13 protein-coding genes are annotated in these 15,430 nt (G+C 64.3%); 8 read left to right on the top strand and 5 right to left on the bottom strand.

All coding sequences use genetic code 11. The features are described from left to right. The first annotated feature begins 1 nt into the window (after position 1). From D5S18_RS18000 to D5S18_RS17980, 5 genes are all read left to right on the top strand, one after another. Positions 2-2,800 carry an AAA domain-containing protein gene (locus tag D5S18_RS18000; protein WP_120042120.1) on the top strand — a complete coding sequence of 933 codons (2,799 nt, stop codon included), beginning with the start codon at positions 2-4 and terminating at the stop codon, positions 2,798-2,800. Positions 2,801-3,423: 623 nt separating this feature from the next. Then, entirely contained in the window at positions 3,424-4,875 is a 1,452-nt protein-coding gene (locus D5S18_RS17995; protein ID WP_120042119.1) for a short-chain fatty acid transporter, read from the top strand. A gap of 170 nt (positions 4,876-5,045) precedes the next feature. Further along, entirely contained in the window at positions 5,046-5,531 is a 486-nt protein-coding gene (locus tag D5S18_RS17990; RefSeq protein WP_203236783.1) for a hypothetical protein, read from the top strand. Further along, positions 5,532-8,225 carry a DUF4132 domain-containing protein gene (locus D5S18_RS17985; RefSeq protein ID WP_203236782.1) on the top strand — a complete coding sequence of 898 codons (2,694 nt, stop codon included), beginning with the start codon at positions 5,532-5,534 and terminating at the stop codon, positions 8,223-8,225. Between the two features lie 134 nt (positions 8,226-8,359). Further along, on the top strand, positions 8,360-8,818 hold the full coding sequence (locus D5S18_RS17980) for a hypothetical protein (RefSeq protein WP_120042117.1): 459 nt from the start codon (positions 8,360-8,362) through the stop codon (positions 8,816-8,818). A gap of 575 nt (positions 8,819-9,393) precedes the next feature. On the opposite strand, the gene D5S18_RS17970 is transcribed toward D5S18_RS17980, so the two are convergent. Together D5S18_RS17970 and D5S18_RS17965 are read right to left on the bottom strand one after the other, a co-directional pair. Continuing rightward, complete coding sequence (locus D5S18_RS17970; RefSeq protein ID WP_120042115.1) at positions 9,394-9,789, bottom strand: RidA family protein; 396 nt, start codon at positions 9,787-9,789, stop codon at positions 9,394-9,396. Between the two features lie 117 nt (positions 9,790-9,906). Next, positions 9,907-10,167, bottom strand: a complete 261-nt coding sequence (locus tag D5S18_RS17965) for a hypothetical protein (RefSeq protein ID WP_120042114.1) — start codon at positions 10,165-10,167, stop codon at positions 9,907-9,909. Between the two features lie 151 nt (positions 10,168-10,318). Here D5S18_RS17965 and D5S18_RS17960 point away from each other — a divergent pair, with 151 nt between their 5' ends. Further along, positions 10,319-10,609: a hypothetical protein gene (locus tag D5S18_RS17960; protein ID WP_120042113.1), complete on the top strand. Its 291-nt coding sequence runs from the start codon at positions 10,319-10,321 to the stop codon at positions 10,607-10,609. A 434-nt stretch (positions 10,610-11,043) separates the two neighbouring features. Here the strand turns inward: D5S18_RS17960 and D5S18_RS17950 are convergent, their stop codons facing one another. Then, a complete protein-coding gene (locus tag D5S18_RS17950; RefSeq protein ID WP_120042111.1) occupies positions 11,044-11,886 on the bottom strand; it encodes an NAD(P)H-binding protein in 843 nt (280 codons plus the stop codon). 110 nt (positions 11,887-11,996) lie between these two features. Here D5S18_RS17950 and D5S18_RS17945 point away from each other — a divergent pair, with 110 nt between their 5' ends. Continuing rightward, the gene (locus D5S18_RS17945) at positions 11,997-12,485 is read left to right on the top strand and encodes a MarR family winged helix-turn-helix transcriptional regulator (RefSeq protein ID WP_120042110.1); all 489 of its coding nucleotides are present in this window, start codon (positions 11,997-11,999) and stop codon (positions 12,483-12,485) included. Positions 12,486-12,502: 17 nt separating this feature from the next. Here D5S18_RS17945 and D5S18_RS17940 read toward each other — a convergent pair whose 3' ends face one another. Then, complete coding sequence (locus D5S18_RS17940) at positions 12,503-13,066, bottom strand: TetR/AcrR family transcriptional regulator C-terminal domain-containing protein (RefSeq protein ID WP_120042109.1); 564 nt, start codon at positions 13,064-13,066, stop codon at positions 12,503-12,505. A gap of 90 nt (positions 13,067-13,156) precedes the next feature. Here D5S18_RS17940 and D5S18_RS17935 point away from each other — a divergent pair, with 90 nt between their 5' ends. Further along, positions 13,157-14,572, top strand: coding sequence for a glycoside hydrolase family protein (locus D5S18_RS17935; RefSeq protein WP_147403988.1), 1,416 nt, complete (start codon positions 13,157-13,159; stop codon positions 14,570-14,572). A 242-nt stretch (positions 14,573-14,814) separates the two neighbouring features. Here D5S18_RS17935 and D5S18_RS17930 read toward each other — a convergent pair whose 3' ends face one another. Continuing rightward, the gene (locus tag D5S18_RS17930) at positions 14,815-15,276 is read right to left on the bottom strand and encodes a MarR family winged helix-turn-helix transcriptional regulator (protein WP_120042107.1); all 462 of its coding nucleotides are present in this window, start codon (positions 15,274-15,276) and stop codon (positions 14,815-14,817) included. Positions 15,277-15,430 lie beyond the last annotated feature (154 nt).

The following is a 15,430-nucleotide window of genomic DNA, read 5'->3' as shown; positions in this document are numbered from 1 at the left end:
GATGCTGGATTTGCAGGCAATCGCGATTGTCATACGCGGGAAGGACGACGGGGTTCCGGAGGATCGGACCAGCGACATCGCCCGATACGAATGGCAGGGTGATCGGGTGCGGGTGTGGTTCCACAATGGCAGGGACTATCCGTACAGCCGGGAGAGAGTGATCGTTCTCGACCGCCCCCAGCGGGTGCCGCTGGGGGCGCAGCATCGGGTTCTCGTCGACGGATCCCCACAGGGCGTGGCCGAGGCATACCTGTTTCCCGGGCCGCCGCGGGCCGGATCGTGGTGGCATCTGCGCGGCGCCAAGGGGAAATGGGAAGTTTGCGGTGCGGATCGGGTGACCGTGCTGTCGAATGCCGCTGCCGCGCCCGATTGCCAGAATGTTCTGAACTACTGGCGCACAATGGCCGAGCAACTGAACGACCCTTACGGCGTGCTGCTTACAAATCACAAGAAACTGGAGTTCATTCACCCCGAGAGCGCATTGGCCCGATTTCTCGGACAGACGCCGCCCGGGTCCCGGCCGGATGAGGAGATACCGCTTCCGGTGTATCCGTTCCGCACCAATATCAGCCAGAGCCAGGCGGTGCTCAACGCATTGCGGAATCCGGTCTCGGTGATCGACGGCCCGCCCGGAACCGGGAAAACGCAGACGATTCTCAACATTATTGCCTCGGTGATCTGCCGTCCCGGCGCGACGGTAGCGGTGGTGTCGTTCACCAACTCTGCGGTCGACAATATAGTCGAAAAGCTGACCGGCGAAGGCTTCGGGATGGTGGCGGCCAATCTGGGGAGCAAGGATAAACGACAGGAATTCTTCGACGATCAGGGACCACGCAATGTGGCGGTCGATGCCATGCTGAGCGTTGCCACCCCGCCTGGTGCAGACACCGCACGCAATCTCGCCTCGGTGAACCGGCGCCTGGACGAACTACAGAAACAGGATCGTCAACGCGCCCAGGTACACAACCAGCTGCACGGATATCGGCTTGAACAAAAGCACTTCCAAGCGTTTTTCGAGCACGGTGAGGTGGTGGACGCCGACGACCTGCCGCTGCTGCGCCGTTACAGCGCGGACAAACTACTCGACTTCATCGCCGACACCGATCCGCGCTGGATGCGCGATCACGGCCCGGGTCGGATGGTCGACACTATGAACCGATATTTCAAGTATCGGGCGCTGCGCAAGGTCGACGCCGGCGACAGCAATGTGATACTGCGAATTCAGCAACTGTACTACGCGAAGAAGATCGCCGAACTCGAGCGGCAGGCCGAAAAACTGGATAAAATGCTGGAGCGCAAGGATTTCGAGGAGCTGGCCGCCGAGCAGGCGCGGCTGTCCCAGCAGCTACTTCGGGACGCGCTGGTTACTCGGTACAGCCGGCAGCCCCGCACGATCCACGACGCCGGCCGGTATCGGCGAAATTTCGAGCGGTTCACCGACGACTATCCGCTGATCCTGAGCACCTGCCATTCGCTGCGAAACAGCATCGGCTACTCGGCTCTGCTGGATTATCTGATCATCGATGAGGCATCACAGGCGGATCTGGTCACCGTGGCCCCGGCCCTGGCCTATGCGCGCAACCTCATTGTGGTCGGCGATCTGGAACAGCTACCGCCGGTCTTCGACGATGAGGTCCTCGCCGATCCTCCGTCGTCGCCTGATCCGGTTGTCGACTTCCGGCACAGCATTCTGTCTTCGGTCATCGATCGTTACGGTGAACATCTGCCCCGGCAGATGCTGCACGAACATTATCGGTGTGATCCCGACATCATCGAGTTCTGCAACCGGACATTCTACGACGGCCGGTTGATCCCGTATACCCGGAGTTCATCAGGGTCCGCCCCGATGATGGTGGTGCAGACTCAGCCCGGTAATCACATGCGCCGGTCCTATGACGACGACGACCCGATGTCGACCGGACGCAGCAATCAGCGCGAGATCGACGTCATCCTGCACGAGACTCTCCCCTGGGTGTTCACCGAATTCCCGCCGGAGGAGATCGGGATCACCACTCCGTATCGCCGTCAGGCCAACAAGGTAGCCAAGGCCGTCCGGGACGAGGACATCGTCTCCAAGACCGTGCATAAATTCCAAGGGAGGGAAAGGGACGCAATCATCATGACCACGGTGCTGGACGACAGCCCGAGTGGTCGCAGCGGATTGCGGTTCGCCGACGATCCGAAAATGGTCAACGTGGCCGTCTCCCGTGCGAAGCGATTATTCGTTCTGGTCACGCATTCCTCCGGGCTGCCCAAGAGTCGGTACCTGCGCGATCTGAACGGCTACATCTGGTACCGGGACCCGGCCAACGCGGTCGTCCAGAGCGATGTGGTGTCGATCTTCGACCTGCTCTACTTCGACGCCGAGCAGCGGCGCCGCAAGCGCCCGTGGATCGGGTGGGGACGTACCGATTGGGACTCCGAGGACATCGCCCTCACCATGCTGGAAGGGGTGCTCGGCGAAGAAGGTTACGGCCACCTGGGCATATACCGGCAGGTGGCTCTGTGGAACATGTTCCCGCGCAGCCTGGATCGGCTCGACGATCGGCACCGCGCGTTCGCCCGGAACAGATTGTCGTCGTTCGACTTTGTCATCTACAACCGGATCACCGCTGCGAGCCTGGGCGCCATCGAAGTGGACGGTTTCAGCTCCCATGAGGCGAGTCCGGAGCAGCTCGCCCGCGACGAGCTGAAGGACGAGATCTGCCGACGCTACGACTTTCCGCTGCTGCGCCTGCCGACCACCGGAAGCGGTGAGGCCGCCGTGGTCCGTAGTTTCATCGACATCCGACTGCCGTGACCTAGACCGAGTTCGGGTGCACTCCGGCGGGCGGCTGGTCGCCGATCACGAACGGATATGGGCCTGGCACCCAGTGGGCTGCGGCCATGAGCGGGAGCCCCACAGCTCGCCGTCAACATTGCCGATGATCAGGCCCACCGGTCGTCGTATGAGTATCACCCGGTGAACTACCCAGCCCGGCCGACGCAGCCGTCAATGTCACCGTTGATCAGGTACTACCGGTGGTCGGTTGCCGAGAACGAAGGGGGTGGATCGCGAATTTCGACCCGCCGACCAGCACCGCCCGGTTCGTATGCCGGTCCGTCAGGTCCACTCGATGGCGGCCCATGCTCATGGAGAGCATGGGCCGTTTCTCGTTCCGCGTGTTTTCGTGGGGGCGAAGCCCCCACGACCCACCCGGCGGGCCGGCGCCCCCGGACCCCCGTTCGTATTCGTCGCTTTTGTTGGTGATGTGTCGTTGACCGGTGCCCCGCCTGGGGCTGCGCCCGTACTGCTCGGCGGCCCAGTGGGTGGGCGAATTGCGCCACTGCGATCACTATGGACAAATCCGCCGATCCGGTTCGCAGGCAAGTCAATTGCCCGTAGCCTCTGCAATCGGAGTTCGACAGAGTGGAGTTGCGCCGATGGCGACCGTGCATCAGCAAGCCGATCGGGAGCGACTGCTCGCGCGTATTGCCCTGCGGTTCACCGCGATCACCGAACGGTGGCTGCCCGACGCCTTCGGGTTCGTGCTCGTCGGCACCTTTCTGATCGTGGCGATCGGGCTCGGCACCGGGGTGCCGATCATCGGAAATGCCGATCCGGCAGCCACTTCGGGTCTCGGGCTGGTCGATGCGTGGGGCAAGGGATTCTGGAGCCTGATCACCTTCACCATGCAGATGGCCATGATCATCATCGGTGGTTACGCGGTCGCGGTATCGCCTCCGGTGGCGCGGCTGATTGCCCGGCTGGCGACCATTGTGCGCACACCGCGCGCGGCCATCGCCTTCACCGCTGCTGTCTCTATGGTCAGCTCCTATCTGAACTGGGCTTTCAGCCTGGTGTTCACCGCCATCCTGGCCAGGGAGATCGCCAGGGTGCTGCGCGGCGTCGACTATCGCGCGCTCGGTGCGATGGCCTTCCTCGGACTGGGAACGGTGTGGGCGCAAGGGCTTTCGGGTTCGGCGGCGCTGCAGGTCGCCAGTGCCGGATCGAGTCCGAAGGCGGTGCAGGACGTGATCGCCGCCGGGCGCGGCAGCGGACTGATTCCGTTGACCGACACCATATTCCGCTGGCAGGGTCTGGTGGTGACCGCGATCGTGTTCGTGGTGGCGGTGCTGGTGGCCTGGTTGATCGCGCCGACCGGCGCCGCGGCGAAATCGGCCGCCGATCTCGGTGTCGATCTGCATCCGGTGCGCGCCGAGGAATCCGGTGAGCAGCGCCGCCCCGGCGACTGGCTCGAGCACAGCCCGGTCTTCACGATCCTGCTGTGCCTGTTCGGCCTGTGGTATCTGGTGCGCTACTTCCAGCACGCGCGCGGCGGCGCCCTCAACGCCCTCGACCTGAATACGGTCAACCTCATTCTCATCCTGCTGGCCCTGCTGCTGCATTGGCGCCCGGCGCAGTTGGTGCGTGCGGTGCGCGAGGCCGCGCCCGCCGCTTCCGGTGTGCTGCTGCAATTCCCGCTCTACGGTGGCATTTTCGGCATGATCGCCTATACCGGTCTGTCGAAGACGATCGCCGGTTGGCTGGTGCACCTGACCAATGACACCTTCTACCCGGCGATCATCGGCGTATATTCCTGTGTGCTCGGCGTTTTCGTGCCGAGCGGTGGCAGCAAATGGGTGATCGAGGCTCCGTATGTGCTCGAGGCCGCCAATCAGCTGAAGGTGAACCAGGGCTGGATGGTGGTGGTGTACGACCTCGGCGAGGCGAGCGCCAATCTGCTGCAACCTTTCTGGATGCTGCCGACGCTCGCGGTGCTCGGCTTGAAGGCACGCCACATCATGGGCTACACCTTCGCCATGTTCCTGGTCTGCTTCCCGCTGGTGCTCGTCCTGGTGACAGTGTTCGCGCGAACTCTCGCCTTCCCCTGATGTTCTCAGCCCAGGACCGTGTGCGCTGCGGGGCGGACGAGTCCGGGGCGCGAGTCACAATCGCTAGCCGGATCCGGTCGGCGTCGAACCGGCGGAACGGGAGATTACGCAGGCCCCGTCCCACCGCAGATCATTCAGCCCCTTTCACTCCGATAGGCACAGGAGTGAGAGTGGCCGGCCCGCTGGAACATCCACGTCTGATCCGCCGGGCCGGCGCTGGGAACGGTTCTCGAGTCTTGTCGGTGACCGTACCTACCCTGTCGATCATGGTGAGTGTGAAGGTCGTCGACGAGGCGGTGTGCGGTGATCGCGACACCGGATGGTTGTTCGAGGTGGACGAGGAGCGACTACCGCTGCGGGAGATCATCCGGCAGCGGGTATTTCAGGAAGTCGCCGCGCACAACGCCGCCGCGGTGGATACCGTCTTTCGTGGCCTGGTGCGGCCGACGGATGCCGTGCCGGTGCGTGGCGGGTTCCGCACGACCGCTCTTGTCGACCCCGAAAGTCAATGCGAGGCGGCGTGGGAGGCGTTCGGGCGCAACGGTTTCGTGGTCCTGATCGGTGATCGGCAGATCGAGGAACTCGATGAGGTGGTGGCACTGACATCGGGTGTGGAAATCACGTTCCTGAAGCTCGTTGCGCTGGTGGGTGGCTGAATGTCGTTTTCGGAGTTGGCAACAGCGGCGCGCGCCGCCATTGCCGTGGACGATATGGACGTCCTGTTCGACGTGTACACGCGGATAGTCCAGCATGTGCGCGATCCGGATGGGTCAGAGGTCTGGGGTGAGGTGTTGGACCTGGCCCGAGACCTGTCGGATGAGGCATCGCAGCGATTGGCTCGCGTCTGTGCGGCGGCCTCCGCAGCCGCTTCGGAGGAGATGCGACATCTCATCGGGATCCTGGAGTTGAAGATTGTCCTGTCCGAAGACAAGACGGCGGTGCGCACTGCCATCGCGGCGGACGATATGGACGTGGTGTGTGCCGCGATGATGCGGACACGCCGAACGGCTGATGCGCGACGAGGCTTTGACGAGTGGCACTACTTGCTCGGCAAAGTTCGGGAACTATCCGCCGAGCAGTCCGAACGGTTGGCTCGCAGCTGTGCGGCCGCGTTCCCCGCTGCTTCGGATCTCGACCAGCATTGCCTGCTGATTCTTGTCTCGACCGTCGCGCCCACCTTGCCGATCCTGGTCGAGGAACGGCGGGCACGGCTGGATTCCCTGTCGAACCACCACGGCACGCGGAGCCTCTCCGTGGTCGACTTGGCGCTGGCGCAAGCGGAACTGACGGCCGGACGCACACTGACCCCCGAGGTCGTCGCGGTATACCGTCGTGAAGCCTGCGACAGGTATTCGTGCGGAGGTGTCGCGGAAATCGCCCGGCAATGCCCCGAACCAGTGGTGAATGTGGGTGAGCAATGGGCGGACCGAGCACTGGAATTGGCCTCCACGGCACCGGAGTGGCACGACCTGCTGGCCTTTGCCCGCACCGCCACCATGGGTAAACCGAATGAAAGGTGGGAAAGGACCGGTCGGGCACTGCTGGCCGAGGTGGCTGCCTTCGAACAGACGGTCCTGTCGCTGTTGGAACTGGTGGGCCGGCCGAGGACCCTGCTGTTGCGACAGCGTTTTGTCGGCGATCTCGGCCTCAACGACGAGTACGACCCGTTCAACGCCGACGCGGTGCGCGGTCTGCTGTGGTTGCTGACCTACCGTCCCCCGCAACCGACGACCGCGCGCATCGTGGGCGGCCTGGTGGAGACGTCGCTGCGCAAGATCAAGGGTGTGGGACCACGCAATCCGAAGGTGGCCAACGCCGGTGTCTACGCGCTCAGCCAACTCCCTGGCGAAATGGCACTGGGTGAGCTTGCCCGCCTGGCCGCCACAGTGACATACCGCGGCACTTTGAATCAGATCAACGCCGCCTTGGCGGCAAAGGCAGCGGCGCTCGGGGTGACCCGCGCGGAGATCGAGGAGATGGCCGTCCCCGCCTGCGGCTTGACGTCGGTGGGCGAAGCGCGGTTCACCTTCGGAACCGCGTCTGCGACGCTCACTGTGGACGGCACCAAGACCGTACTGCGCTGGTTTACGGACAAACCGGTGAAGAGTGTGCCCGCCGTGGTCAAACGCGACCACGCCGACGAGTGGAAAGAACTCAAGGCAGCGGTCAAGGACATCGAGAAGATGCTGACTGCCCAGGTCGAGCGGTTGGACCGGCAATTCCTGGCGCGACGCACCTGGGACTTCCGTTCCTGGCGGAAGTACTATCTCGACCATCCGCTGGTGGGCACGATCGCCCGCCGCCTGCTGTGGAAAGTCGACGGTGTCGTCTGCGGCTACTCCGGCGGCGCACTGCGCGACCTGACCGACAACCCGGTGGATGGGGACGTCGTCGAGCTGTGGCACCCCTTGGGTCATTCGGCGGAAGAGATCCTGGCCTGGCGCGACCGGCTGGAACACCACACCATTACCCAACCGTTCAAACAAGCTCATCGCGAGATCTATCTACTTACCGACGCGGAACGCCGAACCGGCACCTACTCGAATCGCTTCGCGGCCCATATCCTGCGCCAGCACCAATTCCACGCGTTGGCGGCAGTCCGGGGCTGGCGCAACAAACTCTTGATCGACGCCGATGCTATGGTGCCACCGCCGGTCCGTGAACTGCCGCAGTGGGGTATACGCGCTGAATTCTGGGTCGAGGGCGATCGGGACGACGGCGGGCACGCCGACGTCGCGGAATCCGGCAGCTACCTGCGTCTGCGCACCGACCAGGTGCGGTTCTACCCGATCGATGCACCACAGAACCTTGCTAACAGCACGTTTCGCGGCGGCTTCCGCGGGCAGGCCGAGCCGCTGCCGTTGGCCGACGTGCCAGAACTGGCCCTGAGTGAAGTACTGCGCGACGTGGATCTGTTCGTCGGTGTGGCGAGCGTCGGCAATGATCCGACGTGGTCGGACGGTGGCCCCGACGGTAGGTTCGCCGGCTACTGGACCGACTACGGTTTCGGCGAGCTGCACCAGACCGGGCAAACCAGACGCGACCTGCTGACCAGGTTGCTGCCTCGATTGGCCATCGGCCCGCAGTGCAGCGTGGAAGGCAGATTCCTGCATGTGCGAGGTAGCAGACATGCGTATCGGATCCACTTGGGCTCGGGAAATGTCCTGATAGACCCCGACAACCGCTATCTGTGCATCGTTCCGTCGGCACAGACACCCGCTCCGAACGCGTTCCTGCCGTACGACGGCGATAGGACACTGGCGGTCATCCTCAGCAAGGCTCTGCTGCTGGCGAACGACTCGAAAATCACCGATCCGACCATCCTGAGACAACTCCCCGTGACAGCCTGACCGAAACGGCCTCCGCCCGAAGATTTCTGGGCATCGGAGGCGCTACTCGAGTGGCCATTTGGCGATCGGCATGCGGTTGTGCTGCCGATCCGGTCGACGAATGATCAAATTCTGAATACGTTCAGAATTGAGGTATGGCGACCGAGGTGCAGTGGAGTGAGCTACAGCGTGATCCCAAGAGTGTGGCCGCCTTGGCGGATCAGGGCGATGTTCGCGTCCGTCGGCGTGATGGCGCCCCGCTCCTGTTGACTCGTGAAGACAGAGTGAAGGCGCAATCCGAGGGGGCGATCATCGCCGCACGCGCGCTGCGCAATATCGCTACCCATCTCTCGCCGGAAGTCGCGATGACCGGGCTGATCGACGAGTTCCCGTGGGTTGACTGTCTGCCCGAGTCCGCCCAGCGGCAGTTCGTGTCGGACTTCGTTCGTGGCTTCCAGGTGTCCGCTGAACTGGACCAGTGGTCGGTTCTGACTCAGACGATCGCCGAGTGGCGCAGCACTGCCGCGATCCGTGCCGATCCGATGTTGGGTCACAAACTAACGGGTCCGATCGATGACGATTTCGGCCCTGTGCCTGCGCCGACGGAATTCTGACCGTGCCTGCGAAACGTGGTGACCGGGTTGCTCCGCCGGCCCAGCCGGGGCGTTGGCAAGCCCGATTCGCTACAACCGATGCTGCCAAGGGATGGGAAGATCTCTGCCGCGTCGCCCAAGCGAACACCTGGGAAGCCTGGGTAGTGCTCACTGAACGCCCGACAACACCGGAGAATCCATCCCGTCAACACCAGCTCCGCGACGTGTACGGCACCAGGGCGATCGGCGGGAAGAACCTCGACCAATGGCGGTACGAAGTCACTGCCGGCGGCCGAATCTGGTATTGCCCGGACTCGGAACGCCGAATCGTATGGCTGACATTGGCGAGTGCCTCGCGTCCAAAGGAAACCGACTAGGCGAGTATCCACAGTAGGTTTGGTCACACTGAGGCGCCGACAGTGGCCGGTTGCCGGGGGCGAAGGGTCGGAGCACGAGTCCGACCCGTTGACGGGCGCTGTGCGGTTCGTACGCTGCACATCAGGCCCACTCGATCGAAGGCGTGCCCTGCTCGGCGGGCACGCCTTCGGTGTTTTCGATCGTTGTGGGGCCGAGCCCCCGCTGGTGTGGATCGGAGTTCAGCGGGCGAGTGCGGTCACCTCCACTTCGATCTGCCAGTCGGGCTGGGCCAGGGAAGACACCTGTAGCAGGGTGTCAGCGGGGTAGGGCTCGCTGAGGAATTCGCCGCGCAGCTGGATGACCTTGTCGAGGTTCGCGGCCATATCGGTGACGAAGATGCCGACCTTCACCACATCCGTGAGGTCGGCTCCGGCCTCGGCCAGGACGCGCTTGATGTTGGCGAAGGCCTGGCGTCCCTGTGTCAGGAAGTCGTCGGAGACGGTGCGTCCCTGCTCGTCGATGCCTGCTTGTCCGGAGACCAGGATGAGGCCGTTGGCCTTGATGGCCTGCGAGATCCGGTAGGGCTGGTACCAGTCGGGGGTGGTGGCGACCTTCTCGATGTGCTGGGTGGTCATGGCAATTCCCTTCCATTATCTGCATGCACATGCAAGTAATGTATGTGCATGCAGATAATGTCACCGCCTGCCGTCCGATGTCAACACCGAAGTTGGGCCGGTCGCGGGGGCAGGGGTTTACCAGGGGCCGCAGCGATCATCGCGGTGGCCGAGCTGGTCATCGTCGTTGTCGTGCCAGTAGCCGTTGCTGTCGCAGTGTCGGTCTCGGTCGGATGGGCCGCCGTCGCGCCAGTCGTGGTCATCGCCGGGGTCGCTGGAACCGGGGGGTTGTTGATGCATCGGGATCGCGGCTGCGACGGTGGAGTATGCCACCGGAACCGCGATTATCGAGCAGGCCGCCAGGGCGGCGAAAAGGCGAGAGATTGTGCTGCGGTTCATGATTTCCCCTTCGTGTTCGAGAGGAATGTCGAATTGGGCCGAATTGGTTCCCGTGGCCGGGGAATCTCGGCGATGAATGTGGCCGATAAAGCATAGTTCTTGGATGCTGAAAGGTTGCTGATATTTGCCGTATGGATACCGATGGTTCGAGATGTTCGAGCTGTTGGCATTTGGGCTTGATGGCCTGCCGCGCGCGGTGATCGCGTCGTCGACCGAATGGAGGACCGGTGCGCGTCCGTTCCGCGTGCACGGGCGCGCGTCCGTTCAGTGGGATTCCAGTGGTGCACGGCGTGGCAGTAGCGGGACCACCGCGCAGCACACCGCGGTGAGGCAGGCAACGGTTGTCAGTGCGGCCATCGCCGCGCAGGCAGGTGTGGAAGTACACGGTGGTGACGACGGCCGCGCCGAGGCTGTTGGCCAACTGTTGAGGAATACCGCTTGATCAACGGGCTGGTGGCGCGGCGCTGACGCGCCACGAACAGCGCGAAGCAGAGTAGACCGGCGAGTAGCGACAGGATCGATTCGGCAGACCAGGCGCGGGCGGAGCCCTCGATCAAGCCGTAGGGCACACCCAGCATGGCGGCCGCGAGCAGACCGGAACCGAGACCGTCCACAGGTAACTGTCCGATCGCCATCATCGTCGGGCAGCAGTCGCACGGCCAGCGCGACGGCAATTCCCCCGAGCACGATATTGATCAGGAACATCGAGCGCCAGCCGAGCCCGAAAAGGTCCGCGTCGATGAGAAATCCGGCGAGCAGAACAGGACGACGGCGAGCACGGCCCACCGGGCGCGCGCCGGGGCGCGCTGGTCTGGGGCCAGGTCAGTGGACATGAGAATCCTTGTGGGATAGCAGCTTCGCGGGAGCGAGGCGGACTTACTCGGGGGTGAAAGCTCCGGCGTTCTCGCGGACCCACCGGGCAAAGCTGCGGGCAGGTGCGCCGAGCAGGGTTTCGGTGGTGTCGGCGACGGGGGCCGGGTTCTCCGCGGCGGTTTCCCAGTAGTTGAGCAGGGAGGTGATGAAGGTCGGCGGCATGTGCTGTGCCATCTGCTCTTCGGCCGCGGCGCGGGTGATGACGCGCATGGGGATATCGCGGCCGAGCGCCTCGCTGACGATCGCGAGCTGGTCGCGGAAGGTGAGCAGTTCCGGTCCGGTGAGGGTGATGGTCCGGCCGCGCACCGAACCTCCGGTGCATGCGGCAACGGCGACATCGGCGATATCGGCGGGGTGGACTACGGCCATTGCGGCGTCCGGAAAAGCATGTTCGATGGGCAGGCCATTGGTGATGGGGTGGATCCAGCCGAGGGTGTTGGTGGCGAAACAGTCGGGGCGCAGCACGGTGACGGTGAGATCCGAAGCGGCCAGGGCCTTTTCGACGGCGAGATGGTGTGCGGCGAGGGGGTCGGCCTCGGCGTTCGGTGACAGCACGGCCGCGGAGGACAGCAGCACGACGTGTTCGACACCGGCGCCGCGGGCGGCGGCGATGAAGGCATGAATGCCTGCGGGTTCGGGGTAGAGGAAGACCTGCGTGGTGTTCTCCAGTGCGGGGCCGAAGGTGGCGGGGGTGTCGAGGCGCAGTTCGGCGATTTCGATTCCGACGGGGAGGTTGGCGGCGGCCGGGCTCGCGCTGGCGGCGCGGACCGGCAGTTCGGCGGCATGCAGGGCCGTGACGATCGCCTGGCCGATCCGACCGCGGGCACCGGTTACGAGGGTGGTCATCGTTGCTCCGATTCGAGAGATGATCTGTGCAGATTGCAAATGTATGCTGACATGCATTCAATTGTTCGTCAACATATAACTTCATCTCGACATGGAGTTACCATGTGCACATGACTGCGGATGATCAGCGGACGGCCGCCGACCTGCTCGATGCGGTGGGTCCGGCATTCGGCAAACTGCGGCGCACCGCGCTGCTGGAGGTGGACAACCCCATCTCCGCCAAGGACCTGAGCCGCACCCTGGTGCTGAATCTCGTGCTGGAGCACAGCTCGCACAGCGAGGTCACCGTGGGCATGATCGCCGAACTGCTCGGCAGCGACCCGTCCGTGGCCAGCCGCATGGTCAGCGACACCATCAAAGCCGGGTATCTCACCCGTGCCGCCTCACAGCAGGACGGCCGCCGCACGATCCTCCAACTCAGCGACAGCGGTCGCGACCTGATGACCCGCTTCCGTAAACATCAGCGCGACGCCTACGACTACATCACCGCCGATTGGTCGGAACATGACCGCCTGGAATTGGCTCGCCTGCTGGTGCGTTACGTGGATTCCGTTGCGGCGCTGAAGGAACGAAGCCGGACGAAAGAGGGAGATCAGTGACGCGGCGTTCTCCCATCTTACGGGCGCATGCCGCTGAGCAACCAGCGCAAGCCCACATCGAAGGTCTCGTCCGCGCTTGCGCCTGCAATGCTTTCGAAGCCGGCTGTACTGTTCGCGGCGAGCGCGTCCTGCTGCTGTTCGGCAACTGCGGCGCCGATGGTGTAGGTGCTCACCGCGATGAAAGCGGCTGCCGCGTCCTTGTGTGAAAAGCCCTGTGCGACAAGCCGTTCGATGAGTCGATTCAAATACTCGACCTGATAGTCCGCATTGGGGCGGGCCTTGATCATCAGCAGTGCACCGTCGCGCCGGGAGCGCATGGCCGCCCGCTGCGCGTGGGCGAGATGGGTCAACCAGGCGTCCCAGGCGTCCGACGCGGGCGGGTCCTGTTGCCGCACGGCGGGCCGGATCAGGGCGCGGGCCATCTCGTCGAGCAGATCCTGCTTGTTGCGGAAGTGGTAGTACAGCGCCGACGGATGCACCGCGAGATCCTTGGCGAGCTTGCGCAGCGAGAGCGCCTCCAGTCCGAGTTCGTCGAGTTGGACGAATGCGGTGCGCACGATCAGATCGCGGTCGAGAGCCATGGCGCAGAATCCTAGCCTTTTCTACTAGACAGTGTTCAGCTAGATTACTAGACAGTGTTCAGTGAACACTGTCTAGTAGGAAGGGAAACCATGTCTGACCTTGTCTTCGATCATCAGAGGGATGTTCCGCCGGGCATTCGACTCGGCGTCGTGCGCGGTATCACCTACGGTCTGGCCGCGCCGCCGGAGCGGATCATGCCCGCCGTGCGCGGGCTCGGTGCGGGGGTGCTGCGCTGCTTCCTCTACTGGTCGCAGATCGAACCCGAACCCGGTCGTTTCGTCTGGGATGCGGTCGACGCGCTGCTCGACCAGCTCGACGGCGACGAAGAGGTGTGGATCACCGTGTCCTCCGCGTCGCTGTGGGGCACGGTGCGGGCCACGGATATGCTGCCGCCTTCTCCGGCAAAGGATCTCGATGTTTTCGCCGCCTTCGTTCGCGCGCTGGTCGACCGTTGCCGCGGCCGAATCACCTACTGGCAGTTCGACAACGAGCCGTGCGTCCCGATCCTCTGGGCCGGTACCGTCGCCGAATACGCCGCCCAGCTAAAGGTTTTCGCGGCGGCGGTGCGCGAGTCCGATCCGGCGGCGCTGGTGGTCCTCGGCGGTGATCCGCCGGACCAGCAGGCGCGGCCGGGCACCTTCGAATACCTTGTCGACGTGGCGCGCGATGATTTCGACGTCTACGACATACACCTCTACGGCGATCCGTACACCATTCCCGACCGGATCGCGGCGGCCCGCGCCATGATGGCCCAGCACGGCTACGAGATGCCCATTGTCGCCGGCGAATACAACGGTCCACTGATCGCGCCGGAGGATATGGCGTTGCTGGGCAACGCATTGCAGCCGTTCGGCGAGATGATGACGGGCAGTGATCCCGAATGGTCTGTCCTCACAACCGATATGGGCACACAGGCACCAGAACACGACGCGATGCTCGCCTTCTACGAGCGGATGCCGGAATTGCCGCCGCGGGTCCAGATGTACATGCGGGGCTGCCCACCCGAATACGAGGAACTCCGTCATCGCGAGAACAGCCGCGAAATCGTCGTGCGCAATCTGCTCGCCCTCGCCTCGGGGGTGCGCCGCACCCTGTGCTGGAACCTCGCGCCCGAATTCCCCGGCCACCAGGCGCCCTACACCGTGCTGGGATTGATGTTCGACAAGTTCGCGCTGCTGGACTATGCGGACGGCGAGCTGACCCACCGCTATCCCGCCGCCGATGCGCTGGCGCTCACCGCGCGAATGTTGCAGGGGGCCGAGGCGATCGAGCGCATACTCGTGGCGGACCGGCCGGAGCTGTATGTCTTCGATGTGCGGCGCGAAGACGGGTCGCTGCTGGTCGCGTGGGCGCGTTCGGCCGAAGAGGCCGCGACATACCGTCACCCTTGGCTCGGTGCCGCCGCCCACGCGGTCGACGCCCACGGTGCGGCGGTGCCCGTCGAAGTGGCCGATGGTGCGGTGACCCTGCCGCTCACACCGACGCCCTTGTTCGTAACCCGGTGATCAACCCGGCTGGTCTCGGCTATCGGTGCCGGTCGAGATCATTCGGTCGATGACTAGGCGCGCCCCGCTCACCGCGCTGTTCATCGCCGCCCGCGAGATCCGCAACGCCGACGCCCACCGCCTACGGGCCGGGCCGAGGCCGCTGCCGCGAACTTCGGGCTGAGTCGGCACGAATACCCGGACATGCTGCATGGTTGGCCGCTGTTTTGCACAGTAGCCGCTGGGCGAGATCGCCGCATTCGTCACCGGGGTCCCGAATGTGGGGTCCGGATCGCGGTGAGGAGGGTGGCGATCGACGGGTCGGTGGCGGCGAGGTCGTCGAGGGCGGCGGTAACGGTGTCGTCGTAGGTGGTGCGGGCCTGGCGGTAGCGGGTGCGGCCTGCCTCGGTGAGCACCGTGTAGACGCCGCGTCTGTCGTCAGGGCACAGGTCACGGCAGGCGAGTTCGGCGGTGTCGAGTCGGCCCACCAGGCGGGTGACCGAGCTCTGGTTGAGGCCGAGTTTGTCGGCCAGTTCCTGCATGCGCAGCTCGCCCTTGGCGGCTTCGGCGAGGAAGCTCAGCGCGCGGTATTCGGACAGGCCGAGGCCGTGGCGGCGCTGCATTGTCGTCGCGAGCCGGCTCTCCACGTGGGTGTGCAGGGTGAGCAGCCGATCCCACAGCTGTGAGTCGGCGCCGGTTTCCGCCGTCGCGGCCTGTACTGACATGGGGAACTCCTGGGTCGGCGGGGTGGCCGAATTTCCGGCTCGACACAATCTTACTTGTACATGCATGCTTTTTGGGTCGGGGTCTGCTGATCGCCGCAGTGTTCGAGGTCATCTTCGCGCTGAAGGCCGCGGGAGCTGACCGAGTGCGCAGGAG

Source organism: Nocardia panacis, from assembly GCF_003598715.1.
In the GTDB taxonomy this organism is placed as follows: Bacteria; Actinomycetota; Actinomycetes; order Mycobacteriales; family Mycobacteriaceae; genus Nocardia; species Nocardia panacis.
The sequence above is the reverse complement of the archived record's forward strand: the minus strand, read 5'-3'. Positions and strand labels throughout refer to the sequence as shown.